This window comes from Duganella sp. sic0402, from assembly GCF_019219065.1.
Taxonomy (GTDB): Bacteria; Pseudomonadota; Gammaproteobacteria; order Burkholderiales; family Burkholderiaceae_D; genus Rugamonas.
On record NZ_JAHUWK010000001.1, the window covers coordinates 499,785 to 514,630 of the forward strand.

At 57.9% G+C, this 14,846-nt stretch carries 12 protein-coding genes; 9 read left to right on the top strand and 3 right to left on the bottom strand.

The features are described 5' to 3' along the window. Positions 1 to 36 precede the first annotated feature (36 nt). From KW842_RS02165 to KW842_RS02180, 4 genes are all read left to right on the top strand, one after another. The gene (locus KW842_RS02165) at positions 37 to 1,416 is read left to right on the top strand and encodes an SEL1-like repeat protein (protein WP_218302442.1); all 1,380 of its coding nucleotides are present in this window, start codon (positions 37 to 39) and stop codon (positions 1,414 to 1,416) included. 79 nt (positions 1,417 to 1,495) lie between these two features. Further along, positions 1,496 to 2,248 carry a hypothetical protein gene (locus tag KW842_RS02170; protein WP_218302443.1) on the top strand — a complete coding sequence of 251 codons (753 nt, stop codon included), beginning with the start codon at positions 1,496 to 1,498 and terminating at the stop codon, positions 2,246 to 2,248. Positions 2,249 to 3,352: 1,104 nt separating this feature from the next. Continuing rightward, on the top strand, positions 3,353 to 3,805 hold the full coding sequence (locus KW842_RS02175; RefSeq protein WP_218302444.1) for a hypothetical protein: 453 nt from the start codon (positions 3,353 to 3,355) through the stop codon (positions 3,803 to 3,805). Between the two features lie 464 nt (positions 3,806 to 4,269). Continuing rightward, on the top strand, positions 4,270 to 4,515 hold the full coding sequence (locus tag KW842_RS02180; protein ID WP_218302445.1) for a hypothetical protein: 246 nt from the start codon (positions 4,270 to 4,272) through the stop codon (positions 4,513 to 4,515). Between the two features lie 197 nt (positions 4,516 to 4,712). On the opposite strand, the gene KW842_RS02185 is transcribed toward KW842_RS02180, so the two are convergent. From KW842_RS02185 to KW842_RS02195, 3 genes are all read right to left on the bottom strand, one after another. Beyond that, positions 4,713 to 4,880, bottom strand: a complete 168-nt coding sequence (locus KW842_RS02185) for a Flp family type IVb pilin (RefSeq protein WP_090177941.1) — start codon at positions 4,878 to 4,880, stop codon at positions 4,713 to 4,715. 45 nt (positions 4,881 to 4,925) lie between these two features. After that, a complete protein-coding gene (locus KW842_RS02190; protein WP_154360730.1) occupies positions 4,926 to 5,093 on the bottom strand; it encodes a Flp family type IVb pilin in 168 nt (55 codons plus the stop codon). A 177-nt stretch (positions 5,094 to 5,270) separates the two neighbouring features. After that, positions 5,271 to 7,025, bottom strand: a complete 1,755-nt coding sequence (locus KW842_RS02195; RefSeq protein ID WP_218303067.1) for a GGDEF domain-containing protein — start codon at positions 7,023 to 7,025, stop codon at positions 5,271 to 5,273. 209 nt (positions 7,026 to 7,234) lie between these two features. Here KW842_RS02195 and KW842_RS02200 point away from each other — a divergent pair, with 209 nt between their 5' ends. The 5 genes from KW842_RS02200 (at position 7,235) to KW842_RS27380 (ending at position 14,815) form a co-directional block, all read left to right on the top strand. Beyond that, a complete protein-coding gene (locus KW842_RS02200) occupies positions 7,235 to 7,858 on the top strand; it encodes a methylamine utilization protein (protein WP_218302446.1) in 624 nt (207 codons plus the stop codon). 2 nt (positions 7,859 to 7,860) lie between these two features. Next, positions 7,861 to 10,275, top strand: a complete 2,415-nt coding sequence (locus tag KW842_RS02205; protein ID WP_218302447.1) for a bifunctional diguanylate cyclase/phosphodiesterase — start codon at positions 7,861 to 7,863, stop codon at positions 10,273 to 10,275. A gap of 90 nt (positions 10,276 to 10,365) precedes the next feature. Then, on the top strand, positions 10,366 to 12,540 hold the full coding sequence (locus KW842_RS02210) for a prolyl oligopeptidase family protein (RefSeq protein ID WP_218302448.1): 2,175 nt from the start codon (positions 10,366 to 10,368) through the stop codon (positions 12,538 to 12,540). A 156-nt stretch (positions 12,541 to 12,696) separates the two neighbouring features. Further along, positions 12,697 to 13,899, top strand: coding sequence for an ammonium transporter (locus KW842_RS02215; protein ID WP_218302449.1), 1,203 nt, complete (start codon positions 12,697 to 12,699; stop codon positions 13,897 to 13,899). 187 nt (positions 13,900 to 14,086) lie between these two features. Then, positions 14,087 to 14,815 (top strand): PEP-CTERM sorting domain-containing protein, encoded by a 729-nt coding sequence (locus KW842_RS27380; protein WP_229223439.1) that lies wholly within the window; start codon positions 14,087 to 14,089, stop codon positions 14,813 to 14,815. Positions 14,816 to 14,846: the final 31 nt, after the last annotated feature.

Here is a 14,846-nt window from a genome sequence, read left to right on the forward strand (position 1 = left end):
TATCAACAGTCTTGTCATGTTGCTCAGGAGTGTATCGTGAAAAAAAAATGTTCGGCCCGGCACGGCTATGATGTTTTCCAATGGTTTCTGGCGGCGGCCGAGCGCGGTGACGCCTATGCCCAGTTCAATCTGGCGCGTCTCTATAAAAACGGTGAAGGCGTGGTGCGCGACGATGCGCAGGCTTTTCGCTGGATGAGCCGGGCGGCCCTGCAAGGACTCGCCTATGCCCAGAATCAACTGGGCGCCATGTACTACTACGGGCGGGGCGTCGACAACGACGACGGGCGTGCGGCTTACTGGTTCCGCTGCGCGGCGCGTCAGGGCGAGGCTTCCGGCCAGCAGAATCTCGGCCTCATGTACCGCAAGGGACGCGGCGTCGCGCAAAGCGACGATCTGGCGCTGGCGTGGATCTGCCGCGCGGCCAAACAGGAACTGGCCAGCGCGCAAACGCTGCTGGGCGAAGCCTATGCCAGCGGTCACGGCGCGCCGCGTAATTATCCGATGGCGTTGGCGTGGCTGCGCAAGGCCGCGCTGCAAAATGATCCCAACGCCCAACTGCATCTGGGACTGATGTACAAGCATGGGCGCGGCGTGCAGCGCAACGAGGCACAGGCGGTGTCGTGGTTCCGGCAGGCTGCGGCGCACGAAAATATCGTCGCGCAGCGCCTGCTTGGCGTGGCGTATGCCGAGGGCCTGGGCGTGACTCCCGATCCTCAACGCGCGTTTGCCTGGTTGCTGCGCGCGGCCGAACAGGAAGACAGCGACGCGCAATTCAATCTTGGCGTGATGCTGGCGCAAGGCCGTGGCGTGGCGCGGGATGATGATCTGGCCTTTACCTGGTATCGCCGCGCGGCCGAAGCAGGGCATGCGCTGGCGCAGTACAACCTCGGCGGCATGTATGCGCGCGGGCGCGGCGTCGCCCATGACGACCGGCAGGCGCTGGCCTGGTATCGGCTGGCGGCGGAGCAGGGCACGCCGCACGCGCAATTCAATGTGGCCGTCATGTATGCCAACGGCTATGGCGTCAGCAGGGATAACCTGCTGGCCGCCGCCTGGTATCGCAGCGCGGCCGAGCAGGGCGACGCCAGCGCGCAAAACAATCTGGGCGTGATGTACGCCAACGGGCTGGGCGTCGCCCATGACGACGTGCAGGCGGTCGACTGGTACTGCCGCGCCGCAGAGCAGGATCATGCGCTGGCGCAGTTCAATCTGGGCGGCATGTATGGCAGCGGACGCGGCGTTGCTCGCGATCCGGCCTTGTCCTTCATGTGGCTGACGCTGGCGGCGCAGGCTGGCGATGTCGCCGCCATCAGCAACCGCCGCAAGATGCGGCTGGCGATGACGCCGCAAGCCATCGCCGCCGCGCAGGAGCTGGTGCTGCGCTGGCGCGATGCGCATCCATGTGATGTGCGATAGCGCGCCAATTCCCGCAATGTTGATATTTGTTGGCAACATGCTATCCTTGCGCGGAATCTTTACTTGCAGCTGAAATTTTATGACAGCCAGAATGTTGATTTGCCTTTTATGTTTTGCGTCATCTTCGTGCTTCAGCGGTGAAATCGAGGACGCATTAAATCGTGCCGGACTCGTCGAAACTCCCATACCCACTGGCGAGGCCTGGCTCGCGGCCAACCATCACCTGGTCGACTATGTCATAGCAAACGACGCCGGCAAGCTCGCCATCAAGGAACTGAAGATGCTGAGGCAGCCACAGGAAATCAAGCTCAGGTTCAATGGCAAGACGCTGATTGGCGAGAACAAAGGTGAATGGGGCGGTAGCCTTTCTGTCGTCAGTCAGGATGGAACGAAACAGATACTCATCCCTGAGAATATCGTCCAGCTCATCCAGGAAGAAGACGAGCTGTTCGTATTCACCGGCCTGGCACATCTGTTCTCCGCGCACGGCGCGATCTATAAAGTCGTGCGTGATAAAGAGGATGTCAAAGCCGAAAAATTGACGCTGCTGCCTGGCGCGCCGCAGGTGGTGATTGCAGAGAGAAACGATAGGGGCTACTTTGGATTTCTTATCGTTACCAACGACGGCCTGGTCAGATTTACTCCGAAATATCTGGATCTGAAGGTGCTTGCGATTGACCAGTTCTGGAGTGGCCTATATCCGACCAGCGCTCAGCTGGTGGATAATCAACTGATGATTGGGATGCGGTCTGGCGTTGCAGTGGTCAGCACGGCCGCTGGTATCCCGATCCGGGTCAAACAAATTCAGTACTTCTCACGCAACGCGCAATAGCGAGGCCAGTGCATGGGTTCTGCAGCGCTGCGCTGCGTGGTGTTATCTCTTACGTGATAAGGACTGATAAATGTCGAGAGGTGAACGCGTAAAGAACATCGCAGACGGATTGTGTGGCTCGTTCGCCAGCCGTAACAATGACGTGGGCGGGTATTGGACAATCGGAAAGCTATGTTTGCTGGCTGAGCAGCATAATCAGAAAGCGGCGTCGCTTGATTTATTGGCCATTTCGCTACAGCCGCCATCGTCTGAGTTCGCACTGGTACTGGCTTGCTGTCGCCGCCTTCTCGAAAAACTCGCCCGCGTCTCCGGGCATCCGGTTTGAAGAACTCACCACCGCATGCATAACGGTTGATTTCTCACCTCCACCTTGGCCCAGAATCAGCTACTACAAGCAGAAGTGGGGAGCGCAGTTCCTTGTGACTGTCATCATTAGTGCAGACGGCAGGCGCGACGGCATCATGCGCCACGGTGGTTATTGCCGGCCGCACCATCCCGATAGCGAGCGCCGCCGGCACGGCTGCTGAAGAACCGGCGATGCCCGGTGATTTGCCCCGACGTCAAGATCTGAGAAATCTCTTGGACTTCTCGCGTAGTGACAAATAGTGAATTTTGCGGTGAGGCTAGATGATATTCTAGGCATTGTGGCAGATTCGGCCACAACCGGACATACGAATTTGAAAGGCTGGCAATGCACTTCGCTACGATGTTAAGTATTGCAGGTTGGACTGTTGCGATGGCTAGCAGTGCTTGGCAAAAGCAATGGCTGCTGTCGTTAATTTTCGTTTTTTCGCTAAGCTACACAATTTTCGATAAGGTATTTCCGAACCTTCTGCCAGAACATGTGGTTACTGGTTTATCCGTAATCTCTCTGGGGTTGGCGATGATTTTTTGCTGGCAGACTTTTTCTCGCAAAAGAGTCATTTAGCGGGCAGGAGCAGGGATTGACAACTGCGAAAAGGATGAAAATGAGCGGTAATTTAGAAGGTTCACCCGTTTGCGGAATTTTTAATAATTTTACTCGGCGCGGTTGTCTATATACTAAATTTGCATCGATTGTCGATGCTTGTACTCCGTACTCCTCTATTTAGCGAGCGATGAAAAATGACTGTAGAGAAGACGACTGCTGAGTTATTACAGGAACGGGAAGGTTATCCTTTCGGGAAGCCTCGTCCATATTCGCCGAATCATAAGAACATCTTGGCGGAAGGGCTGGCTGGCCCTCAAATTGAAGACATGCCTTTGTTTTCCAGGAAGGGAAAATTTATACTCATCTTTCTAGCTATATTACTTGGATTGTATTGCGTACTTGGACTGGCGATAGACGATTTGTTTATACCAGTGAAGCGTTCTCCGGGCGTACACTATCGCGGCATCGCAGCATGGCTAAATTTCGGAATGATTTTAAGTTTTTCTGGCTGTTTAATCACCATGGCCATTTCCAAATATGAAGTTGCGCAACGGCGGGTGAGTCATAAGACTTTATTAAAGGTTTTGTGTGTTAGCCTAATGTGTTTCATGCTCGCTGGCATAGTTATGGGCCCGATAGGTCTATGACTGGAATCCGGAGTTTTGGGGCAAGGGGGGATTTACTATGCATAATTATTTAAAAATAGGCTGAAAAAAATGCCCAATGTTTTGGCAATTGTATTTTGGTGGTTCTATATAATTATTTGTCCGGTTTGTACGATTGCAGTATTGATCTTTTCAGTGAGCTTTAGCAAGGGTAGATATATCAATATTTGCCGCGCTCTTGGTTGTATTTTTTTATTGGTTTTAGTCTTTGGGACTGCAACTACATCGGTCGGGCCAATGTCATGGTGGTTCGCAGATATGGTGAGCAGTAGAAATGATATCAATTATTACGTCTGGCAATATGCCGTTGCCTGCATTATTATTCAAGCGTGTGTAATACCTGCTAAGTTATTGCTTTTGAAAATATCGCGCCGAAATGTGGGTTCAAGCGGTTGAATCGCCGCACAGGGACGGTATTTGACGAATTGACATCACGAGAAAATCTTATGAATCCAGAAGTTAAATTCGCACGTATTGGCATGTTCATTTACGGCGCTTGTCGGCATGGAGGCGGTATTGCCGACGTGCACAACTGGATGGCAGAAGAGCTAGGAGTGGCGCAGCCAAACGAAGGCGATGAGGCTGCCCAGACGAGTTTGCAAGCTGAGTATTTTGCCAAGTACCTGAGCGATGAACAATTTTCGGAGAGTCACCAGCGATTTATGAACATGATGAAATCACGCGCAAGCTGATTCGCCGAGATTCGCCATTCCCGCGCTTCGGCGGGAATCCATAATGCCATCTGTATGCATGCTCAGCATGGGTTCCCGCTTTCGCGGGAACGACGAACGGTGGCTTTTGTGGGGGACGCGGCCCCTCCTGATATTTCAATTCCTGAAGTAAAAAAACCGGAACAGTAGTTCCGGTTTTTGTTTGCCGATGGCGGCAATTACGACGATTTGATCAGGCCAGAGATGTAGGTCAGAGAGGCGGTGATCTTAGGGCCGAGGATAGCCAAGCCTGCGGTGATCGCTGCGGCGATGGCGGCTGCCATCAGAGCGTATTCGATCGCGGTGATGCCGTCTTCGTCGCGGATGAAGTGTTTAATTGCGTTCATGGTTGTTCTCCTGAGTTTGATCGATGTGAATGAATGGCGTCTGGATTACGACGATTTGATCAGGCCGGAGATGTAGGTCAGCGAGGCGGTGATCTTAGGGCCAAGGATGGCCAGGCCAGCGGTGATCGCTGCGGCGATGGCGGCTGCCATCAGGGCGTATTCGATAGCGGTGATGCCGTCTTCGTTGCGGATGAAGTTGGTGATTGCGTTCATGATGAGCCTCGTTAAAGTTTGGTTGAGTAAAGGGTTACTACATCAACTAAAACGGGGTTCAGGTTTTAGGTACTGCGTTACTGCTTGTGTGCTGCCGATGAAAGACATTCTACGCAGCCCAGGTGCACAAAACATCGGACAAACGTCACTTTATGCAGTGACATTTGTCATTCCCGCTTATTGCGGCTGGCGGCGGTCGAGGAACAGGCTGTTGCCATGCACTTTCTTGGCCTGCTTCTTGGACTCCGCCGCTGCAGTGGCAATCTGATGGTGGCTGTAGTACTGGTGCGGCTCAACCCGGATTGCGCCGATCGACAGGCTCATCAGCGAGTAAAACACTTTCTTGCCCTGGCGGTCTTCGCTGAGATAGCCACTGCGCTCGCGGTCTTCGGTGCTGTAGAAATTGAGCACACTGACACTGAATTCACTCAATACCGACTGGCAACGCTGTTCCCAGTCCTCGCTCTGGAATAGCACCATGAAGTCGTCGCCGCCGATGTGGCCGACGAAGTCGCGGTCCGGGTCGCTGTGGCTGCGCAGCAGATTGCCGGTCAGCTGGATGATGTCGTCACCACGCCGGTAGCCATAGACGTCGTTGAAGGGCTTGAAATGGTCCAGGTCAAAATAGCACACCCAGAAACGCGTCCCACTTTCCAGCAGCCGGTCGATATGTTCGTTGATCGGCACATTGCCCGGCAGTTGGGTCAGCGGATTGGCATAGCGCGCCGCGTGGATCTGCATCTGCGTGATCTCGCGCATGAGGTCGTGGCCGGTGCCCATGCCCAGATAGCGGCCCTGGTCGGTAATGATGAAGCCGTTAAACAGGTGATGCGCATCCGCTTCGGCCATGCGGTAGCTAAGCTCCTGCAAGCTGGTGCTGCGGTCGGCAATCAGCGGCTTGCGGTCCATGAACTGCTTGCAGGATTTTTTGCCATACAGTTCGCGTTCGTAGGGGCGGGCGAAGTGTTCGATCATGTCGAAGCGGCTGATCAGCCCGAGCGGGTGGCCGTCGTCCACCACCGGAATGATTTGCAGCTTGGGCTCGCGCTGGAAGATTTCATACACGTCGTTGTTGCTGGTGGCGGTCGATACCGTCACTACCTGGTGCAGCAGCTTGTGGATGCTGGCGGAGTGCTTGTCGCCGCCGCGCTGCGGATACACCGCCACGCCATTGCGCGACAAGGTCTTGACCACTTCGGCGGGCGCCGTGCGCGCCGGCAGCGGCTGCGGGCGGCCCAGATGATAGCCCTGGCCATACGCCACGCCCACATCGCGCAGCACCAGCAGCTCGGCCTGGGTTTCAATGCCTTCGGCAATCACGCGGGTATTGGATTTTTCAGCGATTTCCTGGATCGAGCGCACGAACTGCAGCTTTACCGGGTCATGATTGATGCCCTGGATGAAGTGCATATCGATCTTGACGAATTCCGGCCGCAGCTCCGACCACAGGCGCAGGCTGGAAAAGCCTTCGCCGAGGTCGTCGATGGCGATCTGAAAGCCCATCTTGCGATAATGCAGTACCGCGTCGCGCATCAGGTCGTAGTCGTAGGTGGGCTGGTTTTCGGTCAGCTCGATGATCACGCGGTCGGGGTGGATGCCGATCTGATGGATGACTTCCAGCGTCTCGCCGTGGCGGGCGTCGCGTTGCAGCAGCGACTCCGGGCTGACGTTCAGGAACAGCTTCCCCGGCAGCTGCAATTCGGCGAAACGCTCCAGCACCACCTTGCGGCACAGATGTTCAACCTGCACCGTCAGGCCGTTGCTGCGGGCCGTTTTGAACAGATTCATCGGCGAATGCAAGGGACTATCCGACGGTCCGCGTATCAAACCTTCATAGGCGATGATTTCGCCCGTCTGCATGTGTACAATCGGTTGAAACAGCGCGCTGAGCTGCTTGCGCGCCAGGATGTCGTATAAATGGGCGCGCAGCATGGCATCCTCATCGTCTTCGCGAGGTTTCAGGTAGGTGACGTTGGCGCCACCGGACGGCTGGAGTGCGGAATTCACGATGAATCATTTGCTAATTGTCGGTTTAACTGTACGATCATAGTGTTTGTTTGTGACGGCATGATGAATTTAGGAAACACTTTGTCCAGGACGCGTACTACAATAAGCCTTTGTCAGGGGAGAACAGGGTAGCCATGCATCGTCGCCAAATCGTTTGTTGCTTGAGCCTGTTGGGTGCGGCCAGTGCCGGCGCCACTGGTATTGCAGTGCAAGTGCAGGATACGGCTGGCAAGGTGCTACCCGATACCGTGATCTACATCGAGGCGGAAGGCGCGGCGCCTGCAGCGGGCAAGCCGGTCACCGCACTGATCGAGCAGAAGGGCCTGAAGTTCCTGCCGCTGGTGACCGTGGTACAAACCGGCGCGACCATCAACTTCCCGAACAACGACAAGGTCCGCCACCACATTTATTCGTTCTCGCCGGCGCATAAATTTGACCAGAAGCTGTACTCCGGCCAGGCCGCATCGCCGCAGGTCTTCGACCGGGCCGGCACGGTGGTCCTGGGCTGCAATATCCATGACAAGATGATCGCCTACGTCAAGGTGGTCGATACGCCATACTTCGCCAAGACCGATGGCGGCGGCGCGGTGCGCATCGACTTGCCGGCGGCGGGCAAGTATGTGGTCAAGGCCTGGCACTACAACACGGTTGGCGGCGCCACGCCGGAGCAGGCCTTGACCGTCAAGGCTGGCGAGCTGGCCACGGCGGTCTTCAAGCTGCCGATGAAACCGCCGGTCATAGGTGATCCTGGAGCCTGAGCATGCGCCTACGTTTCCGCAGCCTCGAAAGCCGTATTGTCACGCTATTCCTGGTGCTGATCGTTGCTGTGCAGTTGATAGGCCTGCTGGTGATCCAGCGTGGCATCGACAACAATGCTCGGCTGGCCATCAGCAGCGAGCTGAATAACGGCACCAAGGTGTTCACCCGGCTGCTGGAACAGAATGCGCAAAGCCTGCGTTTCGGTGCGCGCCTGCTGGCGCGCGACACGGCCTTCGTGGCCGCCATCGGCAATAACGACGAAAGCGACCGCTCCACGATTGTGTCGGCGCTGGAGAATAGCGGTGCGCGCATCAAAGCCTCGCTATCGATGCTGATCAGCGATGAGCGCAAGATCACTGCGACCACCAACCCGGTGCAATCGATGGGACTAGAGAAAATGGCGCTGTCCCTGCTGGACGCAGCCGAGGCGGCGGACGGCGCAATCGGTATCGCGATAGTCGACCACCGGCCGTTCCAGATTGTTGCCATGCCGGTCAAGGCGCCGATCACCATCGGCTGGATCGTCATGACCTTCCCGATCGACCGCCAGCTGGCCAACGATATGCGCGAAGTCAGCTCGCTGCACACCACCGTGCTGACCCGTGGCCAGCAAGGCAAATGGCTGCAGGCCGGCTCCACGTTTGTCGGTCCGTCCGCGCAGACGGTGGTCGATCAGTTGCAGGCGCTAGGTCCGACCTTGCCCACGCTGCCGTTCGACATCACCGTGGAAACCGGTCAATACAGCGCGCGCTTGCTGTCCATCGGTGCGGACGATGGGCAAACCGCCAGCGTGCTGCTGGCACGCTCTATCGATGAGGCCACCGCCGAATACCGCCGCCTGGAACGCTGGCTGGTCGGGCTGACGCTGGGCGGCATCATCCTGTCGGCGTTGGCCATCGTCTTGACTGCCAAGCGCATCGCGCAGCCGATCAGCGAACTGGTGGTCACCGCCAAGCGCCTGGAGCAGGGCGATTACAAGACACCGATCGACAGCGCGCGCGAAGATGAAATCGGCCACCTGGCGCATGCCTTTGACGCCATGCGCGAAGGGATCTCCAAGCGCGAGCAGGAAATCCGCCGCCTGGCCTATTGGGACACGCTGACCAATCTGCCGAACCGCGCGCAGTTCGTGCTGCTGCTGAACGACGCCTTGCTGGAAGCAGGCCGTCGCGGTGAAGCGCTGTTCGTGCTGATGATGGACCTGGACCGCTTCAAGCACGTCAACGACGTAATGGGCCACAGCTTCGGCGACGCGCTGCTGCGCCAGGTGGCGGGCCGGCTGCAACTGCTGCTGGCCAACCGCCGCCAGCTGTCGGCACAGGTGGCGCGCCTGGGCGGCGACGAATTCGCCGTACTGCTACCTGCCGCGAACATCGACGCGGCGCAGATCATGGCCGCCGAAATCCTGCAGGTGCTGGAGACGCCGCTGTCGCTGGAAGACCAGATGGTTGATATCGGCGCAGGCCTGGGCATCGCCGGTTATCCCGAGCATGCCGACGACGGCGAGACTTTGCTGAGCATGGCCGAAGTGGCGATGTACACCGCCAAACAGCGCAACGACGGCGCGGTGGTGTATGACCCAGGTATGGACAAGAGCAGCGCCAAGAGCCTGTCGCTGCTCACCGAGTTGCGCAACGCGGCCGAACGCAACGAATTCCGTCTGCATGTGCAGCCCAAGATTTCGCTACAAAGCGGCAAAGTGGTGGGCATGGAAGCGCTGGTGCGCTGGGTGCATCCGGAGCGCGGCAATGTCTTCCCCGATGAGTTCATTCCCTTCGCCGAACAGACCGGCTTTATCCGCGTGCTGACGCGCTGGGTGATGGAGCGCTCGGCGGAACTATGCCGCGAGCTGGCCAGCCAGGGCCATCATCTGAAAGTGTCGGTCAATCTGTCCACGCGCGACCTGCTGGACCAGGACCTGCCGGCCAAGTTTGCCGAGCTGCTGGCCCAGCACAAGCTGACGCCAGGCTCGTTCTGCCTGGAGATCACCGAAAGCGCCATCATGGACGATCCGGTGCGCGCGCAGCATACGCTGGAGCGCCTGAGCGACATGGGCGTGGATTTGTCGATTGACGATTTCGGCACCGGCTATTCTTCGCTGGCTTACCTGAAGCGCCTGCCCGTAAATGAGCTGAAGATCGACAAATCCTTCGTGCTGAATATGGAGAAGGACGAGGGCGATACCAAGATCGTCCGCTCCACCATCGACCTTGGCCACAATATGGGCCTGCGCGTGGTGGCCGAAGGGATTGAGAGCGAAGCGGTATGGCGCTTGCTGGCGGAGCTGGGCTGCGACCAGGGCCAGGGCTATTTCATGAGCCGTCCGATCCCGGCTGACCAGATGATCGTGTGGCTGGAAAAATGGCGCGCCCCGGTCTCGGTGACGGCGCCTGCCGAAGAAACCGAAGCCGGCTAGGCCGGATAAGCGCTTTAACTTTTTGCTAAGCTGGCGGCTTCACGTTATGATCTGTGTTCCTGATGAACCTTATATGGATACGGATCACACATGCAACGTAAAGCACTTTTGGCCACACTGATCATCTCTCAAGCCACCATGGCGCAGACCTGCCCGGCGCCCGGCGCGGCAGTCAATTACCCTGTGTCGCGCACGGTCGACCAGCAGGACAATTATCACGGCACCGTCGTCGCCGATCCGTATCGCTGGCTGGAAGACGCCAACAGCGCCGAGACCAAGGACTGGGTCGAGGCGCAGAACAAGCTGACCCAAAGCTACCTGACGCAGATTCCCAGCCGCGAAGCCATCAAGGCGCGCCTGACCAAGCTGTGGAACTACGAGCGTTTCAGCGTGCCGTTCAAGGAAGGCGGCCGCTATTTCTACAGCCGCAACGACGGCCTGCAAAACCAGTCGGTGCTGTACACCATGAAGACGCTGGCTGACGTGCCGCGGTTGCTGCTCGATCCGAACACGCTGGCAGCCGATGGCACCGTGGCATTGGCCGGTCTGGCAGTCAGCCCTAATGGAAAATACCTGGCCTACAGCACCGCCGCTTCCGGCTCCGACTGGAACGAAATCAAGGTACGCGATATCGAAACCGGCAACGACGTTGAAGACCACATCAAGTGGGTCAAGTTCTCGCGTACCGCCTGGCTGCAAGATGGTTCCGGCTTCTTCTACAGCCGTTACGACGAGCCGAAAGAGGCCACCAAGCTGGCTGACGTGAACTACTTCCAGAAGCTGTACTTCCACAAACTCGGCACGCCGCAAAGCGCGGATGCGCTGGTGTACGAACGTCCGGACCACAAGGACTGGGGCTTCAGCGCCGAAGTGACCGAAGACGGCCGCTTCCTGGTGATCAACGCCTCGCAAGGCACGGAGAATAAGAGCCGCGTGTTCTACAAGGACTTGAGCAAGAAGGACGCGAAAGTGGTCGGCCTGCTGGAGGAGTTCGACGCCGCCTATGATTTCATCGGCAACGATGGCCCGGTATTCCTGTTCCGCACCGAGCGCAATGCGCCGCGCGGCCGCATCGTCAGCATCGATACCCGCAAGCCGGGCGTGTTGAACTGGAAGCAGATCGTCCCGGAAAGCAGCAACACCATGGTATCGGCATCACTGGTCAACAACCAGCTGGTGGTTGATTACCTGAGCGACGCGCATAGCCTGGTCAAGGTCTACGACCTGAAAGGCAAGGCACTGCACGATATCGAACTGCCAGGCCTGGGCACTGCCGGCGGCTTTAGCGGCAAGCGTTCGGACAGCGAAACCTTCTACTCCTACACCAGCTTCAACACGCCATCGACCATCTACCGCTACGACCTGAAGGCGAACAAGAGCAGCGTGTACCGCCAGCCGAAAGTGGACTTCGATCCAAGCGCGTTTGAAACCCGCCAGGAGTTCTTCACCTCGCGCGACGGCACCAAGGTACCGATGTTCATCGTCTCGAAAAAAGGCCTGAAGCTCGATGGCAGCAATCCGACTTACCTGTATGGCTACGGCGGTTTCAATATCTCGCTGACGCCGGCCTTCTCGGTGGCCAACCTGGCGTGGCTGGAAATGGGCGGCGTGTACGTGATGGCCAATCTGCGCGGCGGCGGCGAGTACGGCGAATCGTGGCACGCGGCCGGCACCAAGCTGCAAAAGCAGAATGTGTTCGACGACTTCATCGGCGCGGCCGAGTGGCTGGTGTCGCACAAGGTGACCTCGCCAGCCAAGCTGTCGATCGGCGGCGGCAGCAATGGCGGCCTGCTGGTTGGCGCGGCGATGACTCAGCGTCCGGACCTGTTCGCGGCGGCGATTCCGCAAGTGGGCGTGCTGGACATGCTGCGCTTCCACAAATTCACCATCGGCTGGGCGTGGACTTCGGACTACGGTTCGTCGGACAACGCGGACGAATTCAAGGCGCTGGTCAAATACTCGCCGCTGCACAATCTGAAGAAGGGTACTTGCTACCCGGCGACCATGATCACCACCGCCGATCATGACGACCGTGTGGTGCCGGCGCACAGCTTCAAGTTTGCCGCTGCCGCGCAGGCCGACCAGGCTCCGGGCGGCGCGCCGATTTTGATCCGCATCGACAGCAAGGCAGGCCATGGCGCCGGCAAGCCGACCAACAAGCAGATCGAGGAAGTGGCGGATCGCTGGGGCTTCCTGACCCGCGCGCTGCACATGCCGGGTGGCGAGGCGGCGGCCGAACCGGCAAAGCTGTCCGCACCAAAATAATGCCTTGTTTTAGTGCGCACCGCATCAGTGCGCATTTTTGCACCATTTGAAAATCCATTGAAATCAATCACTTAAGATTTTGCACCAAATTGGAACGATTATTGCTTCTTGCATGAAACGTTCTTAACTTATGCATTGTTTTGGGGAGTGATTTTGATGGATGCACACAAAGACGGCGCCAACGCATTATTTATCCTGCTCGGCGCCATCATGATACTGGCCATGCACGCGGGCTTTGCTTTTCTGGAGCTCGGCACCGTGCGCAAGAAAAACCAGGTCAACGCGCTGGTGAAGATCCTGGTCGACTTCGCCGTCTCGACCATCGCCTATTTCTTCGTTGGCTATGGCATCGCCTACGGCATCCATTTCTTTTCCTCGGCCGAGGTGCTGGCGGATAAAAACGGCTACGAGCTGGTCAAATTCTTCTTCCTGCTGACGTTTGCCGCCGCCATCCCGGCGATTATTTCCGGCGGTATCGCCGAGCGCGCGCGCTTCCACCCGCAGACCATCGCCACCGCCTTGCTGGTCGGCCTGGTCTATCCGTTTTTTGAAGGCATCGCCTGGAATGGCCGATTCGGCATTCAGGACTGGCTGGCGCACACCTTCGGCGCTGTCTTCCACGACTTTGCGGGTTCGGTGGTGGTGCACGCCGTCGGCGGCTGGATCGCCTTGCCGGCCGTGCTGTTGCTGGGCGCGCGCCGTGGCCGCTATATGAAAAATGGCGGCATGGCGGCCCACCCCCCATCGTCGATTCCGTTCCTGGCCCTGGGCGCATGGATCCTGACCGTGGGCTGGTTCGGCTTCAACGTGATGAGCGCGCAGTCGCTCGACAAAATGAATGGCCTGGTGGCGGTCAACTCGCTGATGGCCATGGTTGGCGGCACGCTGGTGGCGCTGATGATGGGCAAGAACGACCCTGGTTTCGCCTATAACGGTCCCTTGGCTGGGCTGGTGGCGGTATGCGCCGGTTCGGACCTGATGCATCCGCTGGGCGCGCTGATCACTGGCGGCATTGCTGGCGCAATCTTCGTCTGGATGTTCACGCTGGCACAGAACAAATGGAAGGTGGACGATGTGCTGGGCGTGTGGCCGCTGCACGGCTTGTGCGGTGCATGGGGCGGTGTCGCGGCTGGTATTTTCGGCTTGAAGGCGCTGGGCGGAGTAGGTGGCGTGTCGCTGTGGTCGCAGCTGTTCGGCACGGTCCTGGGGGTGGCAGTCGCGCTGATCGGCGGCTATGCGGTCTATGGCGTATTGAAAGCCACCATGGGCCTCCGTCTCGATCCGGAGGAGGAATTCCACGGCGCTGATCTGTCGATACACCGCATCAGTTCCACGCCGGAGCGGGAGTCCAACTGGTGAGGATAGTTTTGTCAACTGTTGAGTAGTTATCCGTCCACAATTTAACAGTGTTTGTGTTTTTTTAATGGCAGGGAGCGTCAGACTAGAACATACTTAATTTTCGTTATTAATTTATTAGTTATTTGTTTAACGAGGATAGAAGAGTTCTAAAATGAAAATTAAGCTACTTAGCAGAACGTTAGTCATCTTGTTTGGGGTAACAGGATGCGCCGCCAGTGCGCTGGCGGGCAATATGGTCGAGGTCAACGGCCTCCACACGAAGTTCATCTACGACGCTGACTTCTGGGGTACGAATAATGTCACGGTTCAAGGCGATACGATTTCGTTTGCGACCGGGCATATTTATTCGGCCGTAGCGGACGTGGCCGTTGGCCAGGAGCCGGATTACACCGTCGAAACCTGGACCACCAACGGCGTGTTCCGTGGCGTGCTGGCGGTGGCCAAGGACAGCTACAAGCTGGATGCGGCGGTCGGCAACATCATTCACGGTCAATACAGCGTGGACTCGGGCGGCCAGGTGATGGCGTACTCGAACGGCTATGTGGTCGGTGGCGACTGGAGCAACGGCGTGTTCAGCGAGCAAAGCGCGCTGGGCAGCTACCACAGCCAGTTCGCCATTGGCAGTGCTGGCGGCATGGCGTCCTCCGGCGGCTGGGACAGTAACAGCGTGTCCAGCGGTCCCGCGCAGCGCTACGACGCCCTGGCACTCAGCCTCGGCCTGACCGGCTGGGTGCAGCAGTCGGGGCCAGGGCAGAGTTCAGCCTCCATCCAGCAAGTGAGCTTCAGCTTCTCCTCTGTCGCTGCAGACACCCCGGTGTCCTCGGTGCCTGAACCGTCCACCTACGGAATGATGGCTGGCGGCCTGGCATTGCTCGGCCTTGTCAGCCGCCGCCGCAGGCGCACGCTTGCCATGTGATTTTACGGGCCCTGCGGGGCCTTTTTTTATG